The sequence below is a fragment of the Thalassotalea sp. SU-HH00458 genome, from assembly GCF_040362795.1.
In the GTDB taxonomy this organism is placed as follows: Bacteria; Pseudomonadota; Gammaproteobacteria; order Enterobacterales; family Alteromonadaceae; genus Thalassotalea_H; species Thalassotalea_H castellviae.
The window spans coordinates 618,400-643,461 of record NZ_BAABWW010000001.1; the positions used below are offsets into that span (position 1 = coordinate 618,400).

The following is a 25,062-nucleotide window of genomic DNA, read 5'->3' on the forward strand; positions in this document are numbered from 1 at the left end:
TGTAATTTAGAGAAAATAATGAGCAAAAACTCACATTTAGGTCACCAAGCTAAAAAAAGATTTGGGCAAAACTTTCTTCACAATGACGCTATTATCAGTCAAATTGTTGATGCTATTAATCCCGAGCCCAACGAAAACTTAATAGAGATTGGCCCTGGTTTAGGCGCACTAACTGAGCCAGTGATCGAGCGTGCAGGTGATATCTCTGTTGTAGAACTCGATCGCGATTTAGCGCACCGTTTACGTCATCATCCTTTTTTAGCCAAACATTTAACCATTTACGAACAAGATGCCTTAAAGTTTGATTTTGCTAGTTTAGCAACCGATGACAAACCATTAAGAATTTTCGGTAATTTACCCTATAATATTTCAACACCGCTTATTTTTCATTTACTGTCTTTTAAAGATAAAGTAAAAGATATGCATTTTATGCTGCAAAAAGAAGTTGTCGAGCGCATGGCTTCGGGACATAACTGTAAAGCTTTTGGTCGATTATCTATCATGACCCAATATCAATGCCAAGTAATGCCAGTGATGGAAATTGGCCCTGAAGCTTTTATGCCACCACCGAAAGTTGATTCTGCCATTGTTCGATTGATTCCGCATAAAACGATTAAAAATCCTGTTAAAGATTTAAAAGCGCTCAATCATGTTTGTTTAACTGCTTTTAATCAACGGAGAAAAACTATCAGAAATAGCTTCAAAAAACTGATACCTGTTGAACAGTTAATTGCGTTAGATCTTGACCCAACTTTACGCCCGGAAAATTTAGCATTAGATGACTATATTAAACTGGCAAATTATATTACCGATAACCCGGTAACGGACAAACCTATTAGTACTTAATATGACTGATTTTTTATCTTCTCTAATAGAACAAAACCCAGTTCCTAGTGAAAACTCGAACGTAAAGGTTTCAATTGAAACCAATTATATTCCTGAGCATTCAAATGAACTTGAAAAACGCTACGTGTTTAGCTACACCATTACCATAACAAACAATACTGAAGAGAGTGTTAAACTACTGACACGATATTGGCTAATCACAGATGCTAATAAAGATACGTCTACGGTTGCTGGAGAAGGCGTTATTGGAAAGCAACCGGTAATTCCGCCATCTAAATCATTTGTTTATACGAGCGGTTGTGTATTAAAAACTCCGGTAGGCACTATGCAAGGGCATTATCAAATGCTTACCGAGCACAATAAAAATATCCAAGTTGAAATACCAGTTTTTCGTTTAGCTTTACCAAATATACTCAATTAATTATGGCGATTTATTTTGTTGGTGATATTCAAGGATGTTACAGCGAATTAAAAGCATTGCTAAAGCAAGTGAATTTCGCTGCAAAACACGACCAATTATGGGTCGCAGGAGATATGGTTGCGCGCGGTCCAGACTCCTATAAAACAATGAAATATTTAATGTCGCTAGGTGATAGCGTCAAAGCCGTATTAGGGAATCATGATCTCCACCTATTAGCCATCCATGCTGGCATAAAAAAAGCTAAAAAATCTGACCACCTCGATACCTTATTATCAGCACCTGATGTTAAAGAAATCATTAATTGGATAGCACAACAACCATTATTAAGAAAATTACCCGGTGAAGATGTGTATATGTCACATGCAGGCCTACCACCTCAATGGACAATTCCCCAAGCAATAGCAGCGGCAAAAGTTGCTGAAAAAAATATTCAATCAGCTGAGCGTGAAAAGTGGTTAAGTCGAATGTATGGCGAAAAACCAAATGATTGGCAGAAAGCAGAAACAAAAACAGAAAAGTTTAGGTACACAATCAACGGTCTAACGCGTATGAGATACTGTTATCTCAATGGAAAATTAGACTTTCATTGTAAAACAGCCCCGGAAGATGCTGCAAAAAACTTAAAACCTTGGTTTCTTTTAACAAAAAATCAGCTTAAAAAGAGTCACTGGATCTTCGGTCATTGGGCCGCGTTAATGGGAAAAATTAATGTCAAAGGCCTATATGCATTAGACACTGGCTGCGTTTGGGGTGGGCATCTCACGCTTTTACGTTGGCATGATAAAGCCTTATTTATTGAAGGTTCACATAAAAAACTTGCGATAAAGCAATAACTAAAGATGAAAATCATATAAAGATTGGTATACTAATCTTTCAGGGGAGTATTATTTTTATTATCATACGTTTCGAAAACGAATAATAAGGACATATTTCACTAAAATCCTAACTATATACAATTGGTGACGTAAATGAACTTAACTGTTGCAATGAAAATAATTGGTGGCTTCGCCATTATTTCGCTTTTACTGATAATTACGAGTGTTATTTCACTAAGTAATTTAAATAATATTAATGACGCTACCTCAACACAAAGCGAATTGGCTATTCCAACATTAAGTGGTAGTACAGAATTAGCCAACGAATTAATTCAAATTGGCAACTTAACACTTAGAGCTTATTATCAAACCGAACTTGCTCCTTTATCAGGCAACCTAGCAAGTTATAATGAATTAAATACAAGCTTTTCAAATCACCTGAAAAAATTAAAAGTCATTGTCAAAAATGAACAAAGTCTATTAAGCAACTTAAATAAAGTCGACAGTGTTTATTCAACATTACAAAGTGACATTGATGCGGTCTTTGCCAGTAGAAAAACGAGTATCGAACAACGCACTTTATTAATTGATAATGTTGACTTATTAGAAGAAAAAGCGGATGACACAACAACGCTGATGCTTGATTTAGCGGATCATGATTTAGCGGATACCAAATTACGAAGAGCTGTTGAGTTAGGTGAACAACTGGAAACTTATCTTAATGCGATTGTTTCATCAGCATTAGAGTATCGCGGCCTGATTAATCCACAATCAGCTGAAATCGTCGAAAAAGAAATCAATAACTCTTTTAATGATGTCAATCGCGTTATTGCTGAAATTATTGCGGAATTAAACTCAAACAATGCTGATGACATCGCAGATGACGTTAACTCTTCTATTGCAAGCCTTTCAAGATTACTAACTAGTAGTGACAGTATTTTTAATCAGAAATCAACACAGCTTAGTGCCTTAGCTTCAGCAACAGAAAATCTTGCAGCTGCAGAAAAAGACACCAAAAGTGTGAATGCAATATTAGCTAAACAAGTAGAACTGGCTAATTTAACGACAAAATCATCAAGCACTTTAGTGGCAGATTCTGTCAGTGACGGTAATACATTAACAGTTACGCTGATGGTTATCTCAATAGGTTTAGCGGTAGTTATTGCGTATTTCACCTTGATCAGTATTACCCGTCCGTTAACTCGTGTTAACGAGATGTTGAACATTGTCTCTTCAGGTGACTTATCAAGAAAACTTGATGAAAGCGGTAAAGATGAATTCGCGCTTCTTTCTAAAAATTGTAATTTATTAATCGACAGCTTACGAAACTTGATTAATGGCATTGTCAGTCGTTCAACACAGCTAGCTACCGCTGCAGAAGAAACCTCAGCCGTTACCGCACAAAGTACCACAGCGATTGAAGAACAACGAACCCAAGTAGAACAAGCGGCATCGGCTACTACTGAAATGAGTAGCACTTCACAAAGTGTCCTTTCAAGTGCCAATGATGCCCTAGGTGAAATCAAACAGGCTGATGACGAAGCAGAACGTGTAAAAGGTATCTCAGATAGAAACCGTAAAACCATTGAATTGTTGGCTAATGAAGTGGAAGACGCGTCACAAGTGATTAATAAACTTCAACAAGACAGTGCCTCAATTGGCGGTATTCTTGACGTTATTCGTGGTATCGCAGAACAAACTAACTTGCTAGCACTAAACGCGGCAATTGAAGCAGCACGTGCTGGTGAACAAGGTCGTGGTTTCGCGGTTGTTGCCGATGAAGTTAGAACTTTAGCTAGTCGCACACAAGAGTCAACTCAAGAAATTCAAAACATGATCGAAGTATTACAAACAGGTGCTGAGAAAGCAGTAACTGTAATGGATACCGGTAAAAAACAAGCGGCTGATTGTGTTATTCAAAGTGAAGAGGCAGATAAAGCGCTGGAAACCATTACTCATGCGGTCCATGAAGCGTTTGATAGAAGTTCTACCATCGCGACAGCTGCAGAAGAACAAAGTACCGTAGCGCATGAAATTAGTGAAAACTTAGAATCGATTGTAGCGATTGCTGAACAAACTACTGCTGGCTCTAAACAAACCGCTGAATCAAGTAGTGAAGTAGCTAGACTTGCTGAAGAGCTACAACTGTCTGTTCAAGAATTTAAACTATAAGTTTAACTAAGATACCGCTTTTCGCGGTTGAAAAACAAAAATAACAAAGGCTAGTATTGAATCAATACTAGCCTTTTATTTATCGGTGATATTTGGTTAACTTTGTTCAGATAACCAAGCACTGAAGCTATCAATAGCGGCTAAATTTAGCGCTTCTAATTCTTTAGTGTAGGTTTTTTTTACGTCCCACGCGTCTGTTGACTTCTCAATCGCGACCAATTTCGCATGCACTGAAGTTAATCCAACACTTCCGGTTGCGCCTTTCATTTTATGACAAGACTCTTGCCATAAAGATTGTGAACATGCAATCATCGCCTCGTTAATGTCTTTTAAATACACCACAGATTGTTGAATATATAAATCTAACATCTGTTGTACGATGTCCCTACCAAGGTTCTCAACATACCCTGCAAGTAAATCGGTATCTAACCCATTAATATTGTTCACTAATTTATTCCCTATTTTATTATTAGATCTATTGTAACAACTCATCGAAAAAAGTCATTATTGATTTAATAATAACCGAATTGCTTGTAGGATTAAATAAACAAGATTTCATGTTCCTCTCCCGCCATTTATATTGCTTTTATTGGCAATTTCCTTCAAAATAGCCGCCTTTTATCGGGTATGTCAAAAATCTCGCTTTAGGGATTATTTAACAATACCACCTTAATCTTATTATTATGACTGAAGTTAGAGAGACCTAGCCCTTTACATAATACGACACTTCGGAGAAACCATGTCTACATCAATGCCTGATATTGCTAACCATACCACTGCCCAAACTGAAGGGACATTGGACTGGGTTGGTATGAGTAATATAGAAATGCCTATTATGCTCGCTTCAAAAGGCGAATCTCCTCGCATGGTTTCAGCTTTTGTTGACGCTTTTGTTAATTTAAATGATCCTCAGGCGAAAGGTATTCATATGTCTCGCCTATATCTATTACTCGATGATCTTTCAAACAACAACGAATTGAATTATCAAACGTTAGTTAGCTTGCTTAACGGTTTTATTAGTAGTCATCAAGAATTAAGTGATAATGCAAAAGTTGTTTTTAATTGTGACTTCCACCTACGACGCAAGTCACTCATTAGTGGTAAACAAGGTTGGAAAGCTTATCCTATTACTATCACGGGTTTATTAAACCAAGGCAAATTATCCATAGAGCTTGCTGTCGATGTAAGATATTCGTCTACCTGTCCATGTTCAGCGGCATTGGCGAGACAATTGATCCAAAAAGCATTTAAAGAAAAATTCAGCCAAGAAGACATCAACCTTGAAGACGTCCATCAATGGCTTGGTACAACTGATGGCGTAGTTGCCACACCACATAGCCAACGTTCAGTCGCTGAAGTTAAAGTTAAATTAAACGCTGCTACCACAGAATTTCCGATCACCGATATTGTTGATTTGGTAGAAAATGCTTTAAAAACACCGGTTCAAGCCGCGGTTAAACGAGAAGACGAGCAAGAGTTTGCTCGACTCAACGGACAAAATTTAATGTTTTGTGAAGATGCTGCCCGTCGACTACAGCATGCCATGAACTTAACCACTAGTTTTGATGATTTCTGGCTTAAAATAAATCATTTAGAATCATTACATGCCCATGATGCGGTCAGTGTCACAACAAAAGGCGTAGTTGGTGGTTACCAGCCATAAGCTATCCTGTTTATAAACTCCTTAAAAAAACCAGTGTCACACTGGTTTTTTTATACCTCAAACGCCCTCTTGTCTTTAATGCGTCTTGTATAGACAAGATGAATAAAATATGAATAAAAAACATTTAACTTCTAAGCACTTCATTCTCAAAGAAAAACTGTAATAAAATTTCATTTTATCGAAAAATAACCTACAAAAGATTATACGATTGATCTTATTCGAGATAACACATTGCACATTCTCAGTTAAAAGAAGCTAATACCCCTTTAAAAACATATTGTTACCAAGATGTAAAAAAATTACGAGCAAAAACTCTATTTTTATTGACCTTTGCCCAATAAATGTTTAATGTTAGCGGTTCCCCTTGGGCACAAAACAGAGTATTTATGCATTTTTTACATAACTTTATTCTTTTCTTAACTCTGTCACCAAGCCGGTATTTTTATTAGGAGAGAAAACATGCAGCTTTATGATCACAGCAAACAAAAAGATAACTGTGGATTTGGTTTAATCGCGCACCAACAAGGCGAGACAAGTCATAAGCTCATTAAAACAGCTATTCATGCTTTAGACCGTATGCAACATCGAGGCGGTATTGCTGCTGATGGTAAAACAGGTGATGGCTGTGGTTTATTGATGCAAAAACCCGATTCGTTTTTTCGCGCAGTTGCCGAAGAGAATAATTGGAAACTCGGTAAAAAATACGCAGTTGGTATGGTCTTTCTTAATCCAGATCCTATTCAGGCTGCTAAAACTAAAGAAATTCTAGAAGAAGAATTAACCCGAGAAACGTTAACAATTGTTGGTTGGCGCGTTGTTCCTACCAATACTTCAATGTTGGGTAAGATCGCTGCAGGCAACTTACCCACGATCGAGCAAGTTTTTGTCGATGCTCCTCCTGGTTGGAGAAACCGAGATTTAGAACGTCGATTATACATGGCACGACGTCGTGCTGAAAAACGCATCCAAGATGAACGTTTTTATGTAGCAAGTCTTTCTTGTTTAGTAACTATCTACAAAGGCTTAATGATGCCTGTAGATTTACCAAATTTTTATTTGGATCTTGCCGATATTCGAATGCAAACGGCTATTTGTGTTTTTCATCAACGATTCTCTACCAATACGTCTCCGCAATGGCATTTAGCACAACCATTCCGCTACTTAGCTCATAATGGTGAAATAAATACTATAAAAGGTAATCGTCAATGGAGTCGAGCGAGAACTCATCGTTTCCATTCGCCTTTATTACCTGATTTGCGAGATGCCGCCCCCTTTGTCAATGAAAGTGGTTCAGATTCCTCATCATTAGATAATATGCTGGAATTGTTCCTTGCTGGTGGTATGGATTTATACCGTGGTATGCGTTTATTAATGCCACCTGCGTGGCAAAACAGCCCATTGATGGATGATGATCTAAAAGCATTTTACGAATTTAACTCAATGCATATGGAGCCATGGGATGGGCCAGCAGGTGTTGTAGTAACCAATGGTCGTCACGTTGCTTGTAATCTTGATAGAAACGGCTTACGCCCTGCTCGTTATGTGATTACCCGTGATGGTTTTATCACTCTAGCCTCTGAAGTCGGTATTTGGGATTACGGCGAAGATGAAGTGGTTGAAAAAGGCCGCGTAGGACCTGGCGAGATGCTTGCTATAGATACTTATACCGGTAAAGTATTCGCTTCGAATGATATTGATAATGACTTAAAAGAAAGACACCCTTATCGTGAATGGTTAAATAAAAACATCAGTCATCTGGTGCCATTTAGTGAGCTTGATGCAGAACAAATTGGTCAGCGAGTTTTTAGTGATATAGAAATGTCGCAATACCATAAAATGTTTAATTACAGTTATGAAGAAATTCAACAAGTGGTTAAAACCCTTGCTGAGAATGGCCAAGAAGCAACAGGTTCGATGGGTGATGATACCCCTATGGCTGTTCTGTCTAGTCAGCCAAGAACCTTATTTGATTATTTCCGTCAACAGTTTGCCCAAGTGACTAATCCACCAATCGATCCATTACGCGAACGTTACGTGATGTCGTTAGGTACCTGTATTGGTCGAGAGCATAATGTTTTCAATGAAACAACCAGCCATGCCGATCGTGTTTTATTTGAATCACCGATCTTAATGTACACTGGCTTAAAGCAATTACGTGAGCTTGATCCTAAGCATTATCGCAGCAACACCATTGCGCTAAATTATGCACATGAAGAAGGATTAGAAGTCGCCATCAAACGTATTTGTGATGAAGCGGAAGATCTTGTCTGCAATCAAGACACGGTAATTTTAATTTTATCTGACCGTCAAATTCAAAAAGACATGTTACCTATACCTGCTGCGATGGCTGTAGGGGCGGTACAAAAACGTTTAGTCGATAAACAACTTCGTTGTGATTCAAATATTATTGTTGAAACAGCCGCTGCTCGTGATTCACACCAGTTTGCGGTATTACTTGGTTTAGGCGCTACCGCGGTTTATCCATACCTTGCGTTTGAAACGATTGAACAGTTGGTCGATCAAGCACAAATCGATTTACCGGCACGTCAAGCGGTGACCAATTATCGTGATGGTATTAACAAAGGTTTGTTAAAAATACTGTCTAAAATGGGTATTTCAACGATTGCAAGTTATCGTTGTGCGGGCTTATTTGAAGTTATCGGCTTAAACCAAAATATCATGCAATTATGTTTCCCTGATCTGCCAAGTAGAATTCAAGGAGCAGACTTTGAAGATATCGAACAAGACAATATTAATCTTGCACGTAAAGCCTTTTTAGCACACCAAAAAATGAGCCATGGTGGTATTCTTAAGTATGTTCACGGTGGTGAATATCATGCTTATAATCCAAATGTGGTGAATTATTTGCAAGACGCAGTTCGCAGTGGTGAATATGATAAATACCGCAAATTTGCCGATGAAGTCAATAATCGCCCGCCAGCAGCCTTGCGTGATTTACTTGCTTTTAAAGAAGACACCAAGTCAATCAGTATCGACCAAGTTGAAGCTGATAGCGAAATGTTTAAACGCTTTGACAGTGCGGCAATGTCAATTGGCGCGCTTAGCCCAGAAGCACATGAAGCATTAGCGATTGCCATGAACCGTTTAGGAGGTTATTCAAACTCTGGTGAAGGTGGCGAAGATGAGCGTCGTTTTGGTACAGTGAAAAACTCGCGGATCAAACAAATTGCTTCAGGCCGATTTGGCGTGACACCGCATTACTTAGTTAATGCCGATGTTTTACAAATTAAAGTTGCCCAAGGGGCAAAACCTGGTGAAGGTGGTCAATTACCTGGTGATAAAGTATCACCATTAATTGCCAAGTTACGTTTTTCAGTACCGGGCGTGACGTTAATTTCACCTCCGCCGCATCATGATATTTATTCTATTGAAGATTTAGCACAGTTGATTTTTGATTTAAAACAAGTCAATCCAACAGCCGTTATTTCGGTGAAGTTAGTGTCAGGTCCAGGCGTAGGAACTATCGCTTCAGGTGTTGCCAAAGCATACGCTGATTTTATTACTATTTCAGGTTATGACGGTGGTACTGCTGCAAGTCCATTAACTTCGGTTAAATATGCGGGTTGTCCTTGGGAACTTGGTTTAGCTGAAGCCCATCAATCTCTTGTAACAAACGGCTTACGTCATAAAGTGAGATTACAAGTTGATGGTGGTTTAAAAACAGGCTTAGATATTGTTAAAGCAGCAATCCTCGGCGCAGAAAGCTTTGGTTTTGGTACCGCCCCAATGGTGACATTAGGTTGTAAATTCCTCCGTATTTGTCATTTAAATAATTGTGCTACAGGTGTAGCAACACAAGATGAAGTGTTACGTGAGCAATTTTTTAAAGGCTTACCTGATCAAGTAATGAATTATTTTAAATTCATTGCGCATGACGTGCGTGAAATCTTAGCGCAATTGGGTGTTGAAAGTTTAGAAGCAATCATAGGTCGAACAGATTTATTAGTGCCGCTTAAAGGGATCACAGCCAAACAGCAAAAATTAGATTTAACGCCTATTATTGCGCCAGTTGTTGCTGGTGATAATACAGCTTTACATCAAACGGAAGAAAATACGCCATTTGATAAAGGCGCTTTGAATCAAGAAATACTGGCTGCCACATCTGAAGCGGTTGCCCATAGTACTGGTGGTGAGTATAGATTTTCAATTCAGAATACCGATCGCTCTGTAGGGGCATCGCTTTCAGGAGAAATTGCTCGTCAACACGGTGATCAAGGCATGTCTGCAACACCAATCAAGCTATCGCTTACAGGTACAGCAGGTCAAAGTTTTGGTGTTTGGAACGCTGGAGGGTTAGAAATGACCTTAATTGGCGATGCAAACGATTACGTTGGTAAAGGCATGACAGGTGGTAAGTTAACCATTAAGCCTCCAAAAGGTGTCGAATATGCCAGCGAAAAAACCATGATCATGGGTAATACTTGTTTATACGGTTCGACTGGCGGAAAGTTATTTGGTTGTGGCCGTGCAGGTGAACGCTTTGCTGTTCGTAATTCAGGATGTCATGCTGTTATTGAAGGCACTGGCGATCATGCTTGTGAATATATGACCGGCGGTATTGTTACCATTCTTGGTCAAGTTGGGGTTAACTTTGGTGCTGGCATGACCGGTGGCTTTGCTTATGTTTTAGATGAGAACAATGATTTAGATATCCGTTTAAATCATGAATCTATTGAAACATTACCGATAGAAGATTTAACCATTCATCAAGAACATTTACGTGGCATTATCAGTCAACACCATGAAGAAACGGGCAGTCTACATGCTCATAAAATTTTAAATAATTTCGATGCTTATGCGCCATTATTTAGATTAGTAAAACCAAAAGCTACCGACGTAAAAACGTTATTAGGTCACCGTAGCCGTTCATCTGCAGAACTTCGCGTTCAAGCGCAATGATATAAGAACGCGAATTGAGGAAGAAACAGAATGAGTAAAAATGTTTATCAATTTATCGATGTAAAAAGAATCGATCCGCCGAAAAAGGCGATAGAACAACGTAAAATTGACTTCGTTGAAATTTATCAACCGTTAAGTACAGATCAAAGTGCGGGTCAAGCGGATCGTTGTTTAGATTGTGGTAACCCGTATTGTGAATGGAAGTGTCCGGTTCATAATTACATTCCACAATGGTTAGAATTAGTCACTGAAGGTAAGATTTTTGAAGCGGCAGACTTATGTCACTCAACCAATAGCTTACCTGAAATGTGTGGTCGAGTTTGCCCACAAGACAGATTATGTGAATCAGCCTGTACGCTTAATGAAGACTTTGGTGCCGTCACTATAGGTAATATTGAAAAATATATTACGGATACCGCATTCGCTCAAGGTTGGAAACCTGACTTATCAGATGTGGTGAAAACAGGTAAACGCGTGGCCGTGATTGGCGCAGGTCCTGCTGGTCTAGCTTGTGCTGATGTTTTAACTCGACACGGTGTTGACGCTGTCGTGTATGACAAACATGCACAAATAGGTGGCTTACTGACCTTTGGAATTCCGTCCTTTAAACTTGAAAAAGACGTTATTCAAACCCGCCGCGAAATTTTTGAAGGCATGGGCATAGAGTTTCGCTTAAACACCAACGTAGGTGTTGATATTAGTTTTGATGAATTAAGCAACGAATACGATGCAGTATTTCTTGCGTTAGGTACCTACACTGATATGACCGGTGGCTTTGAACATGAAGGCGCGGCAGGTGTTTATAATGCGTTAGACTTTTTGATCGGCAATACGCAGAACTTGATGAAAATTACCGAAAATGCCAAACCATACGTTAACTTTAGCGGTAAAAAAGTGATTGTATTGGGTGGTGGTGATACCGCGATGGATTGTGTGCGAACTTCTGTTCGTCAAGGCGCCACAGATGTTACTTGTGCGTATCGTCGTGATGAAGCCAACATGCCAGGCTCACCAAGAGAAGTACAAAATGCAAAAGAAGAAGGCGTAAATTTCCAATTCAATTTACAACCTCTTGATATTGCGGTGGATAAAAATGGTAAAGCTTGTGGTGTTAAATTTGTTAAAACTCAATTAGGTGCTGCTGATGCTAATGGACGTCGAAGTCCTGAACCAATTGAAGGCAGTGAATTTATTATGGAAGCCGATGCAGTGGTTATTGCCTTTGGTTTCTTACCTAGCCCGCCACAATGGATGAAAGATGCCGGCGTTGAACTTGATTCACGTGGCCGTGTAATCGCCGTTGAAAACAGTAATTTTGCACTTCAAACCAGTAAAGAAAATATTTTTGCTGGGGGTGATATGGTGCTAGGTTCAGACCTAGTTGTTACCGCCGTTGATCAAGGTCGTAAAGCTGCATTAGGTATTTTAGATTACGTATTAAGTTAACGGGTCGCCATTGTATTGATAAAAGAGCAGCTTCGGCTGCTTTTTTTTGGAAAATGTAACAAGATATCTAACAGCAATTAATTTCACTAAATTTCAACTATATTAACTATATCAAGTAAGTATTTTTGTCGTGAAATTATACCAAGCATAACCAAGGGGTAAAAATCGAGTATGTTTAGATACGCACTCAACCTGATAAAATATATAAGTTTTTTATGCTTTACTCTTTCGTCTGAGGCTAAAGAAGTCAAAGTTGTCACCGAATACCTTGCCCCCTACCAAGTCAATAATGCTGATAATAGTTTAGGAGGGTTATCCACAGAAATAGTGCAAGCCATTTTTAAACAAGCGAATAAAACCCCAAACATTATTGCTTTACCTTGGGCAAGAGCTTATGAAACGGCGAGTTCAGAAAAAAATGTCATGATTTACTCTATTGCTCAAACGAAAGAACGTCTGGAGCGCTTTCATTGGATAGGGAGTTTAATCAATGAAAAGCTGTATTTTTGGGGATTAAAAAGCCAATTCCCTGAAGCAATTGATGATCTCAACCAGCTAAAAAAGTTTATTGTAGCATCCGCACGTCATTCAAATGTCGCCCACTATTTAAAGAGAAATAATTTTAAGCATAACTATAAACTTGTCAACGAAGATCAAAACATATTAATGCTGTTCAAAGGCCGCGCTGAGCTAATAATTGCGACTGAATTAACCCTGAAACATAATGCTAAAAAGCTTAATTTATCGTTTGATAAGCTGATGAAAATCAAAGAGTTTACTGATTTAAATAGCGACTTAAATTTAGCCATGAATTTACAATCGGATCCAAAGTTAGTGGCTGAATTTCAACGTGCATACACTGAAATTAAAGCTCAAGGGGTTATTGATGCTATTTATAAAAAGTGGGGCATTACGACGCAATAAAACACGCAGGACTTCAATTAAAAAACCGTCCCAAAGCGAACAGCCTGAGACGGTTTTTATCAAAGTTCATTCAGGTTTTGTGAAAACTACACCATATCATCAAACGGATTATGTTTAGGTAAGGCGATTTTATGGTAAAAGCCTGACATAGCAATATTATCCGCAGTAATATCGAGATCTTCATCTGATAATACCCCATCACCAAATTTATAAATAATATCAAATTGTGCGTTATCGGCTTTTTCTTGGTAAGCTAACTGAGCTTTTTCGACCAAGACTAAACTTGCTTGATAACGTTGCATCGCAGACTCTCCATGACGTTTTGCCATCATTGAAAGTGTCACGTTAGGTGAAAGAATTGTTGCTGTGGCATTATTACCGCCGAAGCCTTTTGAATTGATAAACGCAACGTCCATTTCCTGACAATGCCAGTGATCGGTCGCAATATTTAAGCGTTCGCTATAAACATCGTCAGCTACTTTATCAATAGTAGTAATACCCGGCATAATATTATGTGAGAACACACCTAATGCCATGGCAACTTGGTCGCCACTGGCTGGACCGATAGTATGACCAACATAAGCTTTGGGTGCTGCTACGGGCCAGTTATTTATGTCAAAACTTTGCGCAAGTCGATCATAAATTAATGACTCTGTGACTCTATTTTGTGGTGTACTTGAACCATGTGCCAAAATAAAACTACGATTTTGCACTGAGTCTTTCCCAACAATACTCGCGGCTAATGCAACTGACTTTGCCATAGTAATATAGTTACCAGGACCGGGGGCGGTGATCGATTTTTTAATGCCGTCTGCATTGGTATAAACATCAGCCACTGAGCCTAGAACCTTACATCCCAACTCAACTGTTAACGCATCATCCATTATGACAATAAATTGTGCGGCTTCACCGATAGTAAATCCACAATTATCGCCAAAAGGACGACTGGTTTTACGGTGATTCGCACTACCTTCAGTAATACCGTCTAGCTTTTTCAAGCCTTCTTCATTGGCTAAAGCGCTCATATTGCCGAACCCTTCAATCACTTCAGGCGTAATGGCACAGTCATTACTGCCAACAATGGCAACACGAATTCGTCCAGCTTGAATGTCTTGTACTGCAGCTTTAAGGTTGTATAAAAACGTTGCACAAGCACCCGTTGAAGTAAATGTACTACCAACACTTCCTGTTACATATGCATTGATAAAATCCGTCGACATGGTGTTTAAGCCAAGCGCCAAATTTTTCGTAGAAACACGTTCGCCGCGCATCCGGTTTTGCATCATACCGCCAAGCCCTTCACTCTGTACTTGACCGAACACTGAAGCTGAATATGTACCAACTTCATCAGGGCTAATTTTACTGGCAATATCATCCCAACTGTATCCTGTAGAATGAATAGCATCGGCTGCGCCAAATATAGTGGCTTGTAAACCTCTTGGTTGGTAACGGCTGTTATAAAGGACAGCCGGTTCAAAACCGGTAGGAAATTGACCCGCAGCTTTAATCGGGTTATCACGCGTTGAGTCATGTTTAGCTTCAAATTCACCGGCTATTTCAACACGGACTCTTTTATTATCAAGTTCAGTTATCTTCCATGAACGAGGCAAAGGAGTAGGTAAATCACGCGCTTTAGTTTCAAATGTAATCGCATCATCAGCCTGCCCCATAGTCATCTTTTGCTGCCAAGGCGTTGCATCAGGATCAAAATGATTTTTTTCAATTTTACGGATCAAAGTACCATTTAGGATTTGTTCACCAAATAGCGACTCAACTTGGTTAGCTTCAACAACCGCACCATTTTTATCGAGCAACTTACCATCTTCAAACTTAAGGATATTCATTAAGGTCGCTAAGCCAACAAATGTTTCTTGGCGTGCTTCAGCATTTAGCTTATCAATAACAATTCGGCGAAAGCCTTGGTGAAATGAGGTTCGACCTGCAGCGTTTATACCGCCCATGCCAACAATAATAGGTAAAGCTGTCATTCATATTTCTCTTTATGCAAAACTATCAAACGTAATGTTGACTAGTGTAGAAATATTTCCGGACAATTTATGGTTATTTAAAGCCAAAATTTATGGCAAAATAGCCAAACATGCGTTTATTCATAAAAAACTAGCCAATGAAACGTCCAAAAATCAATATAGCGCTCATTTTATATGACGGTATGTTAGCAACTAGCGTCAGTTTACCCGTCGAAATGTTACGTGCGGGGGAAGCGATAGGCAGACAAGCCAATAAAAAAGCACCGCGTTTATCGATTCAAATGGTCGCCGAAAATGAACAACCGGTTGTCACTCGAGCATTAATAAAGCTTTTACCTGATTCAAGTGTACAAAAGGCTCGTAAGCCTGATTACGCGATCATTCCAAGTTTATGGCGAAATCCCCGCCCTTCAATACAAAAACAGCCACAATTAATCCAGTGGTTGAAAAACATATGGAATGACGGTTCGACATTAATTGGTGGTGGTACTGGCGTTTGCTTTATGGCTGAGTCAGGTTTGCTTGATCACCACCCTGCGACAACCCATTGGCATTATGTTGAACAATTTAAACGGGATTACCCTAAGGTATTGTTAAAACCAGACTTTTTTATTACTCAATCTGATCGTATATATTGTGCAGCTAGCTTAAATGCTCTAGCCGATATTATCGTTCACATTATTTTTCAAATTTATGGGAAAACCGCAGCACAACACGTTGAACGTAATTTTTCTCATGAAATTAGAAAACCTTATGAAGAGCAACGATATTTAGAAGGAGCCGTAGATAAACATTCTGATGAGTTAATTATTCAGATACAGTTTTGGATGCAAACAAACCTTAACTCTTCCTTATCTTTAAAAGATGTGGCGGAACAATTTGGGATCAGTCAACGTACTTTTACCCGTCGTTTCAAAAATGCAATAGGAATAAGTGCGATCAACTATTGGCAACAATTGAAAGTTGAAGCCGCCAAAGAATTATTAGCCTCAAGTAACTTATCTATTCAAGAAATTTCATATCAAGTAGGGTATCAAGATCAAAGTCATTTTACTAAACTGTTCAAAAAATCGTTAAGTACAACACCAAAAGACTATCGTTTAATGGTTAAAAAGAAATTATTTTCACAATAAAATAATTATAATGGCAATTCACAAGCAATAGACAAGCAATAGACAAGCAATAGACAAGTTTTTTGTGCTGTTAAGTGAAGTTGTGCCAAGTAGAACGTGTTTTATGAGGGTAGCGGCATTCACCAAAGCCAAAAAAAACACTGATCATTATAACCAGTGTTTATTCTTTGCTTTAAATAAATGGGAATTTATTAAGCGGCTTTTAATTTACGCGATAATAAACCAACGACGCCTAGAGCAAAAATAGCTAATGATGATGGCTCTGGAACTTGTGTAGTAATAGCGATTGGCGGCTCACCTTCTGAAGGAGCAGCAATAGTCCAGTCTGAAGCGTAAAAAGTGCTACCTGAATGAGTATCTTTAACGCGTTGATATACAAATTGATCATCATCAACAACATCAGCTAAAGGTCCACCTACAAAAGTTGCCCCAACAGGCACGTTAATGTTTTGAATAGCAGTAATAAAATCAATTAAAACACCCGAAGCATTATAAAGAGCGATAGAAAATGCAGTTCCGTCATTAATTGGGATATTAAATAGAACGTTTACATCATGGCTTGCCTCTTCACCGACAACAAGAATATCGCCTGGTGCAAGTAACAATGCACTATTAAAGATAAACACATCAGAATCATTTTCATAAAAGTTTATGCTGTAATCTTGTAAATCAATTGCAGCACCGCCGGTATTAACTAATTCAATATAATCTTCATCACCAAGATTAACTTCATTGATGATCAAGCCTGCGTTGGCGGTTTGTATAAATGTCGCTAGGATAACTAACGCAGAGAAAAAAAGTGATTTCATGTTCTTCCTTAAGTTGTTTAAAAATAATCACTTACGCCTAAGCAATAATCAAACCAACAAAAAATAACGTTAATTATCAACAAGTTACATGAATCAAATTAATAAAGACACTATATGTGTAAAAAAACACGACACAATCTTTGCGCTAAATCACTAAAATAGTTAAGAAAATAATTATTACGGACAAAATTCTTCTTGTAAAAAACTAATCAGTCGCACAACCGATTGGTTAGCAATACTATAATATATAGTTTGCGATTCGCGGCGAGTTTTCACCAGTGAATCATTTCTTAACCGTGCTAAATGCTGAGATAAACTTGACTGGCTTAAATCTATAAATTGATTCAGTTCACTCACTGACAGTTCTTTTTCGCCAAGATAACAGAGAATTAATAGTCTATTTTCATTACTCATCGCTTTCAGTAATTCCGCGGCTTGACCAGCATTACTTCTCAATTCAGCGATATCAACTTGCTTTGCTTGATTCATTTTTCTATACCTTATAAAACTATTCATTGATATTACATTAGATTATGCTAATATAAAAGTATATTAACAAAATCTAATATACAAAGGATGCCACTTTGCATTATTCTCAGCTTTTACAATTTGCATTAAATAAGCCGAAAACCATCTACGCGATAGTAATCACTATGGTGCTAATTAGCTTAGCAATGATCCCTCAGCTCACCATAGATACTGATCCTGAAAATATGTTAAGTAGTCAAAACTCTGAACGCGTTTTTCACAATAATATTAAAAAAACCTTCAACATGCCTGACATGATAGTGGTGGGTATAGTGAGTGAAAATAGCATTTACCAACCAAAAACGCTGGCTATTTTACAACAGTTATCCGATAAAATTTTACAAATTGAAGGGGTGATCACACAAGATCTATTATCACTTAGTGTGGTGGATAATATTACTCAAGAAAAAAATGGTGGCATTCGGTTTGAATATCTCATGCAACAAGCGCCTAAAGACTTAGCGGGTAGTGAAAAAATTGCTGAGGCAGTCAAGCGTTTACCTTTACTTGCAAACACCTTAGTGTCTGGAGACGATAAAGCCGCCGCCATCTATGTTCCAATTACCGCGAAAGATTTAAGTTATTCGATCGCGGAACAAATCAGAGAAATTAATCAAACCTTTACCCATCATGATTTAACTTTTCACATTACTGGACTACCGATTGCTGAAGATCAGTTTGGCTACGAAATGTTTGTCCAAATGGGTATAGCAGCCCCACTGGCAGGCTTAGCTATTTTTGTTTTACTATGGTATTTCTTTCGAAACTTTCCATTAATCATTGCACCAATGGCCGTAGCAATGGCGACGGTAATTATTATCATGGGTGCATTAATAGGCCTTGGATTTACTGTACATATTATGACCTCGATGATCGCCATCTTTTTAATGCCGATTGCCGTTGTCGATTCCGTACATATTTTGTCGGAGTTTTCGGATCGTTATAAAGAAGGTGATGACACCAAACAAGTCATTAAAAAAGTAATGTCGCACTTGTTCACTCCGATGTTATTTACTTCCATTACCTCAGCCGTTGGTTTTTATTCTCTTTTATTAACCCCTATCCCACCCGTGAAAATCTTCGGTGCCTTCATTGGCACAGGCATTTTATTAGCCTTTTTATTAACGGTAATTTATTTACCGGTTTATCTGTCGAGATTAAGCCCGAAGTCTTTAGCAAATTTACAGCTTGCGGTCGCTAAAATGGAAGAAAAAGGCCGTTTATCGAATAGTCTTTTATGGCTTGGCAACTTAGCAACGAAAAAAGCCAAAGCCATTATCTTTTCTTTTATTGTGATATTTATCTTCAGCCTTGTCGGTATCAATAAAATCATTATCAACGATAATCCGGTTAACTGGTTTAAAGCCGATCATGAAATTCGTATTGCCGATAAAGTCCTTAATGAACATTTCGCCGGGACATACGATGCATGGTTAGTGTTTAGCCAGCCTCAAAAAGACGTGCAACAAGCAGAACTAACATTCATGCAGTTGATTGCAGATGCGAATCAACAAGGAATCGATTTATCAACAATTCAAGAGCACTTAGCACAATGGAAGTCCTCAACAGATAAAGGCATATTTAGCCAAGAATTATTAATAAAATTAGATGATTTAGCCTTTAGTGTTGCGATGGAACACCAAGCAGCTATCGATAAATTATATCAATTTGCTGATCAACAATTTGCCCAGCAAAAATTATTTATTCAACCTGAGATGTTAAATTGGCTTGCCGACTTACAAACGGCACTAAACAATACGGCATTAGTAGGTAAAACAAATGGTTTGAGCGATATCGTACGTACGGTAAACCGAGAACTACACTCAGGAAACGCGCTTGATTTTGTTATTCCTAAAACCAGTAATGGCGTCGCTCAAACGTTATTACAATATCAATCTTCTCATCGACCAAATGATCTGTGGCATTTTGTCAGTCAAGATTATCAACAATCTTTAATTTGGCTACAAATGACCAGTGGTGATAATCAACATACTACGGCGGTTGTTGAATGGGTTAATCAATATGTACAACAAAATCCACCGCCAATTGACGTTGAAATGAATTGGGCAGGAAAGTCGTATCTGAATATTGTCTGGCAAGATGCCATGGTAAACGGCATGCTCAACAGTTTACTTTCTTCCTTTGTGATTGTCTTTTTAATGATGGCACTGTTATTTCGCTCGATAAAATATGGCGTGTTAGCCATGCTACCTCTCACTTTAACCATTAGTTTAATTTACGGTTTAATCGGTTGGTTAGGAAAAGCCTATGATATGCCTATCGCGGTACTTTCAGCATTAACATTAGGACTTTCAATTGATTTTGCTATTCACTTTTTACAACGGGTTCGTGAATTAGAAAAACAAACCAACAGTTTAACCAAAGCATTGCTATTAATGTTTGAAGAGCCTAGTAGAGCTATTTCAAGAAATGCCATCGTCATCGCTATCGGTTTTACTCCGTTATTACTCTCACCGTTAATGCCCTATATTACGGTGGGATTTTTCTTAGCAAGTATCATGATAGTTTCCGCATTAGTGACATTGCTGCTATTGCCAGCCTTACTAAGTCTTTTTTCAAAGGATCAGACGACTAACAACCAAGCTTAAGTTTATGAATGACTCATGAAAATAAAACAGGATAAATGATGTTACATTTTTTAAAGAAAACACAATTGATTACATTAAGTTTTTTATCTTTGATAACCGCAGCAAATGCAACTGTGAATGTTGAAAGCATTATCAAAAAAAGTAACTTAGCGTCTTATTACGCCGGTGAAGACGGCAGCGCACAGGCAAGAATGATCATCGTCGATGCCAATGGAAATAAGCAAATGCGTCAATTTACAATTTTGCGTAAAGACCAGGAAGATTTAGGCGATCAAGATATGTTGGTGTTTTTCTCTCGACCAACTGATGTTCAAGGAACCGTTTTTCGAGTCACCAAAAAAGTACAAGCAGATGATGACCGCTGGTTATATTTACCGGCACTTGATCTCGTTAAACGCATTTCTGCCGGAGATAAACGTACCTCATTTGTTGGCGCTCACTTTTATTATGAAGATGTTTCAGGTCGTAATCCCGCAGAAGATAATTATTCTTTAATAAGCAGCGACGAAGAATCGTACATCATGAAAGCCGTACCTAAAGACCCATCAAGTGTAGAGTATGCTTATTATCACATCATCATTGATAAAAATACTTATTTACCAATGAAAGCGAGCTACTTTAATGAGCAGCAAGAAATCATCCGCGAAATGCAGGTGCTAGCGGTGCAAAATATAGACGGTTTCCCCACGGTTGTTCATGCAAAAATGACACAATTAAGTGATGGTAGCTTCACCGAAATGCAATTTAGGAATGTGAAATATAATGTTGGATTGCCCGACAATATTTTTTCTGAACGCAGCCTAAGAACTCCACCAAAAGCATGGTTAAGATAGTGAAGAAATTGGCCCTTATTCAAACTTTATTACTGCTAGGTTTATCATTAACGAGCAGCCAAATAATTGCCCAAACAAAGGCAGTGCAACAAGCTGTCACTGAATCTTCAGATGAAAAAGCCAGCCAAGAAATATCAACATTGTCGGCTGATGACTGGCAAGATGAATGGGCAGATGATTGGCAAGAAACGACTCAATTATCACCGTGGAAATTCAGTTACTTTGTTGAAGTAGCTTACGGTAAATTTATGCAAAATAATATCGTTGAGTCTAATGCTTCATTGAGCGAATTAAGAGGGCGTATCAATCTTGATTATAGTCACGCGTTTTTCGAATTAACCGCTAAAGGTGATTTTCTCTACGACGACGTATTAGAGCAAACTGATTTTAATACCCGAGAATTAAACATCGCCTTTAGTCCATTAAAAAACCTTGACGTAAAACTTGGTAGGCAAGTACTTACTTGGGGCACTGGCGACTACCTTTTTCTCAACGATTTATTTAAGAAAGACTGGCAATCCTTTTTTTCTGGTCGTGATGATGAATATTTAAAGTCGGCGTCAGACAGTATTCGAATGACTAGCTATTGGGGAGATTTCACCGTTGATCTGGCATGGACTCCAGAGTTTACTCCTGATAATTACCTTACCGGAGAACGTTTCTCATTTTATTCGTCTTTGATGAAAACGAATATTGCGCCTGATGAAAACTTTAGGGTTGAGCAAACACAAGACTCACAATGGTCGGCTCGGGTAGCAACAAGTATTCAAGGCGTTGAATATGCCCTGTATGGCTACAAAGGTTTTTGGACGACACCACTTGGCATGAATCAACAAGGTATGGCTTATTTTCCGAAGATGAATGCTTGGGGAGCGAGTGCTTTAACCCCACTAAGTACTGGAATTTTTAAAATGGAATTTTCTGCCTATAACAGTCTTGAAGACAGACAAGGGAACCAAGCAGCGATTCCAAATAGCCAAATAAGAGCGTTAATCGGCTATGAGCAAGAAGTGATTAAAAACTTATCGGTTGGTTTGCAATATTACCTTGAAAAGACCCAACACTATAATGCTTATACACAATCCGCATTATTTACCGATGAAGTCGTTGACGAATATCGACAACTAGCCACCGTTAGATTGCGTTATACCACTATGCAACAAAAATTAATTTATTCATTATTTGCTTTCTATTCTCCAACAGACCAAGACAGTTATTTAAAACCCGCTATTCATTATCGATACAACGATAATTATAGCTTTAGTGCAGGGGCAAATATTTTCTCAGGAAATCAAGATTTTACCTTTTTTGGTCAACACCAGGCAAATACCAATGTTTGGTTAAGAGGACGATTTAGTTTTTAATTTTATTCAACAACTATAGGTATTAACCATGAAAACAAATATTTCATTAGAAACCGCCATCATTCGTTTTGCAGGATTTATGGTGCTATTGTCCGTAGCTTTAACCTATTGGTTACACCCTAACTTTATGTGGTTTACGGTATTTATTGGTGCCAATTTATTTCAGTCTTCATTTACCGGTTTTTGTCCCGCTGCAACTGTTTTGCAAAAGTTTGGCTTTCAAAGCTCCTCCAATTGCTCAGACAAGTAAAGTCATAGAAAAGCCAGAAATCCCTTGTCTTTACTTGTCACCATCGCTTAGGTACGGCAAACTAGAGCTCTACTAATATTTATCGATTAATTGATTAAAAATAGAGATTAAAATGAGCGAAATGTTGATTGCACAAAACCAAATTAGCCAAATGTTAACCATGCAAGATGCGATGAATGCAAGAGTCAGTGAAACATGGCGTGACAATGGTTATGAATGGTATAGAGCAATATGGGTTGAATGTGCTGAAATGCTTGATCATCATGGTTGGAAATGGTGGAAACATCAAGAAATCGACGTCGCTCAAGTACAATTAGAACTGGTGGATATATTCCACTTTGGATTAAGCTTACGATTAATGACCGGCGCTACTGTAAGTGATATTACTTCACAGCTTGCTCATGAACTAACTCAGCAAAGTGATGAAACAGATTTTAAGATTGCCCTTGAAAATTTAGCATCCGCTGCTGTTACCAATAAAGCTTTTGATGCCATTGCGCTAGCAGACTGTATGCGCTTGATGAATATGGATCTTGATGAATTATTTCGTCAATACGTCGGCAAAAACACTTTAAATTTCTTCCGCCAAGATCACGGATATAAAGAAGGGACATATATCAAAATTTGGCATGGCGAAGAAGATAATGAAGTATTAGCTAAATTAGTGAACGAGTTAGATGCTAGTGCCACTGACTTTCAACAACAACTTTATTCTGCGCTAGAAGCTAAATACCCTAGTTAACGACGGATTCTAAGCTTTAAAAGTGCGCTTAGGAACAAACTAGGCGCATTTTTACCCTGTATTGCTTAAGCCACCAATCACATCGTTTGAATAATCTAAAGCAAAAACTATCACGTTTTATAGGCCAATAAGTTGACTGATCCCAGGTTTAAGTTGGGTAAGGCCTGCTTGTATACCCCGTTCTAACGCTTGTTGCGCTGATACACCTTCACACCAAAATGCATGTAGAGTAATTAATGCGCCTACTCTGTTACCTGTTGCACAATGAATTAACGTCGGTTTATTAAACGATAAGATATTATCAAGCCGTTCAGCTGCGTCTTTGGTAAACGAGTGGATATTAGTCAATGGAATAGCATGATAGTCACTCTCCATTTCACGTAAAACATTCCATTCATCGAAGTGGTTAACTTCGTTTTCCCCTCTCAAATTAACAACATGTTTTACACCTATTCTATCGAGCAATAGCAGATCTTCAATTGTCGGTTGGCCACCAACGATCAGGGTTTTAGTTGGTACTAGTACATTATCCATCTGAATGTTATTGATTATTTCAGCAGTAAACATTGCATACTCACTATTATTTTTTCAAGGTAGTTAAATTTTTACGACCATATATTTAAGCATTCTATCGTTTAAATGTTACATTAGTCAAAACTAATTTAGAAAAACCTAATATTTAAAGCACTTCGATAATTTATCAATGTATAGCGTCAAATTAACAGAAGAATGAGTGATTAAATAAAACACGAAGAGATTAAATGGCTCACCCCGATTTCCTGCATAGATCTGTTTTGTAAATTATTTTATCTGTATGGCACATTCCGTGCTTATTCCATAGTAATTATATAAACGTCAAAATTTTGAATTATCGGAGATGACTATGGAACTTATACTTTTCGCCATGATCAGCCTAATTGTTATTGTTGCTTTATTAGCGAGTCGCTTAAATGATAATAGCTTCCCTTTTCCTTTTGAAAAAAAGCAGGTGGTCTTTACCGCGGCGGAGAAAAATTTTCAGAATTTAGTTGAGCAAGCTTTAGGGCCAAAATATCGCATCATTAATCGCGTTAAATTATCTGATATGGTTACGATTCGAAATGGCGTCTCGTCTAAAGCAGGACAAACCGCAACCCATAATGCTGACAATAAATATTTAGATTTTGTTATTTGTGAACGTGACACAATGAAATTACTAGCCGCCATTGATTTAGTCGATACCCAAGGTAAAGGCTACAAAGTTAAAAAGGATTGGTTTGTAAGTGGCGCTTTAGAAGCTGCCACCATTCCTCACTTACGTATTAAAGTAAAAAGTAACTACAGTCTTGATGAAATAAGAGCCTGTATAAACAGTCGTTTACTCGGTAATACGGCTCCTGCCCCTAAAGTTAAAGGGCGTGTTATACCTGCACCTTTAGTTAAAGCACGCAAAAAAGTAGATAATGAACAACCAGCTACAGGCGTTATTACCTCTGCAGCCGCAGTTGCTCAAGCAAACTTAAACCGACAAATACCCGCTCCTCAACAAGCAGCATTGCCTCATTAACAAAATTTACGGTAACTCAAAGGTTGATCATCAACGCCTTTGAGTTACCCCCG

Annotated in this window: 20 protein-coding genes; 15 read left to right on the forward strand and 5 right to left on the reverse strand. The window is 38.2% G+C overall.

The window, feature by feature from the left end; all coding sequences use genetic code 11:
* The first annotated feature begins 18 nt into the window (after positions 1 to 18).
* The 4 genes from rsmA to ABXH06_RS02715 all read left to right on the forward strand — a co-directional run bounded on the left by rsmA (position 19) and on the right by ABXH06_RS02715 (position 4,254).
* Entirely contained in the window at positions 19 to 846 is an 828-nt protein-coding gene (rsmA, locus tag ABXH06_RS02700; protein ID WP_353517193.1) for a 16S rRNA (adenine(1518)-N(6)/adenine(1519)-N(6))-dimethyltransferase RsmA, read from the forward strand.
* A gap of 1 nt (position 847) precedes the next feature.
* A complete protein-coding gene (gene apaG / locus ABXH06_RS02705; RefSeq protein WP_353517194.1) occupies positions 848 to 1,267 on the forward strand; it encodes a Co2+/Mg2+ efflux facilitator ApaG/CorD in 420 nt (139 codons plus the stop codon).
* Positions 1,268 to 1,269: 2 nt separating this feature from the next.
* Complete coding sequence (locus ABXH06_RS02710; RefSeq protein WP_353517195.1) at positions 1,270 to 2,100, forward strand: symmetrical bis(5'-nucleosyl)-tetraphosphatase; 831 nt, start codon at positions 1,270 to 1,272, stop codon at positions 2,098 to 2,100.
* A 135-nt stretch (positions 2,101 to 2,235) separates the two neighbouring features.
* The gene (locus ABXH06_RS02715) at positions 2,236 to 4,254 is read left to right on the forward strand and encodes a HAMP domain-containing methyl-accepting chemotaxis protein (RefSeq protein ID WP_353517196.1); all 2,019 of its coding nucleotides are present in this window, start codon (positions 2,236 to 2,238) and stop codon (positions 4,252 to 4,254) included.
* A gap of 96 nt (positions 4,255 to 4,350) precedes the next feature.
* Here ABXH06_RS02715 and ABXH06_RS02720 read toward each other — a convergent pair whose 3' ends face one another.
* On the reverse strand, positions 4,351 to 4,701 hold the full coding sequence (locus ABXH06_RS02720; protein ID WP_353517197.1) for a phosphorelay protein: 351 nt from the start codon (positions 4,699 to 4,701) through the stop codon (positions 4,351 to 4,353).
* 292 nt (positions 4,702 to 4,993) lie between these two features.
* On the opposite strand from ABXH06_RS02720, the gene folE2 reads away from it, so the two are divergent.
* The 4 genes from folE2 to ABXH06_RS02740 all read left to right on the forward strand — a co-directional run bounded on the left by folE2 (position 4,994) and on the right by ABXH06_RS02740 (position 13,207).
* The gene (gene folE2 / locus ABXH06_RS02725) at positions 4,994 to 5,917 is read left to right on the forward strand and encodes a GTP cyclohydrolase FolE2 (protein WP_311578745.1); all 924 of its coding nucleotides are present in this window, start codon (positions 4,994 to 4,996) and stop codon (positions 5,915 to 5,917) included.
* A 459-nt stretch (positions 5,918 to 6,376) separates the two neighbouring features.
* Complete coding sequence (gene gltB / locus ABXH06_RS02730; RefSeq protein WP_353517198.1) at positions 6,377 to 10,837, forward strand: glutamate synthase large subunit; 4,461 nt, start codon at positions 6,377 to 6,379, stop codon at positions 10,835 to 10,837.
* A 30-nt stretch (positions 10,838 to 10,867) separates the two neighbouring features.
* Positions 10,868 to 12,283: a glutamate synthase small subunit GltD family protein gene (locus tag ABXH06_RS02735; RefSeq protein ID WP_311578751.1), complete on the forward strand. Its 1,416-nt coding sequence runs from the start codon at positions 10,868 to 10,870 to the stop codon at positions 12,281 to 12,283.
* A 171-nt stretch (positions 12,284 to 12,454) separates the two neighbouring features.
* A complete protein-coding gene (locus ABXH06_RS02740) occupies positions 12,455 to 13,207 on the forward strand; it encodes a substrate-binding periplasmic protein (RefSeq protein ID WP_353517199.1) in 753 nt (250 codons plus the stop codon).
* 86 nt (positions 13,208 to 13,293) lie between these two features.
* Here the strand turns inward: ABXH06_RS02740 and ABXH06_RS02745 are convergent, their stop codons facing one another.
* On the reverse strand, positions 13,294 to 15,195 hold the full coding sequence (locus ABXH06_RS02745) for a beta-ketoacyl synthase (protein ID WP_353517200.1): 1,902 nt from the start codon (positions 15,193 to 15,195) through the stop codon (positions 13,294 to 13,296).
* Positions 15,196 to 15,332: 137 nt separating this feature from the next.
* On the opposite strand from ABXH06_RS02745, the gene ABXH06_RS02750 reads away from it, so the two are divergent.
* Complete coding sequence (locus tag ABXH06_RS02750) at positions 15,333 to 16,328, forward strand: GlxA family transcriptional regulator (protein WP_353517201.1); 996 nt, start codon at positions 15,333 to 15,335, stop codon at positions 16,326 to 16,328.
* A gap of 191 nt (positions 16,329 to 16,519) precedes the next feature.
* Here ABXH06_RS02750 and ABXH06_RS02755 read toward each other — a convergent pair whose 3' ends face one another.
* Both ABXH06_RS02755 and ABXH06_RS02760 read right to left on the reverse strand, forming a co-directional pair.
* Positions 16,520 to 17,137, reverse strand: a complete 618-nt coding sequence (locus tag ABXH06_RS02755; RefSeq protein ID WP_311578760.1) for a lamin tail domain-containing protein — start codon at positions 17,135 to 17,137, stop codon at positions 16,520 to 16,522.
* A 177-nt stretch (positions 17,138 to 17,314) separates the two neighbouring features.
* Positions 17,315 to 17,626 (reverse strand): ArsR/SmtB family transcription factor, encoded by a 312-nt coding sequence (locus ABXH06_RS02760; protein ID WP_311578762.1) that lies wholly within the window; start codon positions 17,624 to 17,626, stop codon positions 17,315 to 17,317.
* A 164-nt stretch (positions 17,627 to 17,790) separates the two neighbouring features.
* Between ABXH06_RS02760 and ABXH06_RS02765 the strand changes: the two genes are divergently transcribed.
* From ABXH06_RS02765 to ABXH06_RS02785, 5 genes are all read left to right on the forward strand, one after another.
* Positions 17,791 to 20,274: an efflux RND transporter permease subunit gene (locus ABXH06_RS02765; protein WP_503012480.1), complete on the forward strand. Its 2,484-nt coding sequence runs from the start codon at positions 17,791 to 17,793 to the stop codon at positions 20,272 to 20,274.
* Positions 20,275 to 20,309: 35 nt separating this feature from the next.
* On the forward strand, positions 20,310 to 21,107 hold the full coding sequence (locus ABXH06_RS02770; RefSeq protein ID WP_353517203.1) for an outer membrane lipoprotein-sorting protein: 798 nt from the start codon (positions 20,310 to 20,312) through the stop codon (positions 21,105 to 21,107).
* The gene (locus tag ABXH06_RS02775) at positions 21,107 to 22,471 is read left to right on the forward strand and encodes a hypothetical protein (protein WP_353517204.1); all 1,365 of its coding nucleotides are present in this window, start codon (positions 21,107 to 21,109) and stop codon (positions 22,469 to 22,471) included. Before ABXH06_RS02770 ends, ABXH06_RS02775 begins: the two co-directional genes overlap by 1 nt.
* 40 nt (positions 22,472 to 22,511) lie before the next feature.
* Positions 22,512 to 22,721 carry a YgaP family membrane protein gene (locus tag ABXH06_RS02780; protein ID WP_311578939.1) on the forward strand — a complete coding sequence of 70 codons (210 nt, stop codon included), beginning with the start codon at positions 22,512 to 22,514 and terminating at the stop codon, positions 22,719 to 22,721.
* A gap of 121 nt (positions 22,722 to 22,842) precedes the next feature.
* The gene (locus tag ABXH06_RS02785; RefSeq protein WP_432280221.1) at positions 22,843 to 23,463 is read left to right on the forward strand and encodes a dUTP diphosphatase; all 621 of its coding nucleotides are present in this window, start codon (positions 22,843 to 22,845) and stop codon (positions 23,461 to 23,463) included.
* Between the two features lie 117 nt (positions 23,464 to 23,580).
* Here ABXH06_RS02785 and ABXH06_RS02790 read toward each other — a convergent pair whose 3' ends face one another.
* Positions 23,581 to 24,030 carry a protein tyrosine phosphatase family protein gene (locus tag ABXH06_RS02790; RefSeq protein ID WP_311578776.1) on the reverse strand — a complete coding sequence of 150 codons (450 nt, stop codon included), beginning with the start codon at positions 24,028 to 24,030 and terminating at the stop codon, positions 23,581 to 23,583.
* Between the two features lie 316 nt (positions 24,031 to 24,346).
* Here ABXH06_RS02790 and ABXH06_RS02795 point away from each other — a divergent pair, with 316 nt between their 5' ends.
* Positions 24,347 to 25,009, forward strand: coding sequence for a DUF2726 domain-containing protein (locus ABXH06_RS02795; protein WP_311578779.1), 663 nt, complete (start codon positions 24,347 to 24,349; stop codon positions 25,007 to 25,009).
* The last annotated feature ends 53 nt before the right edge of the window (positions 25,010 to 25,062 follow it).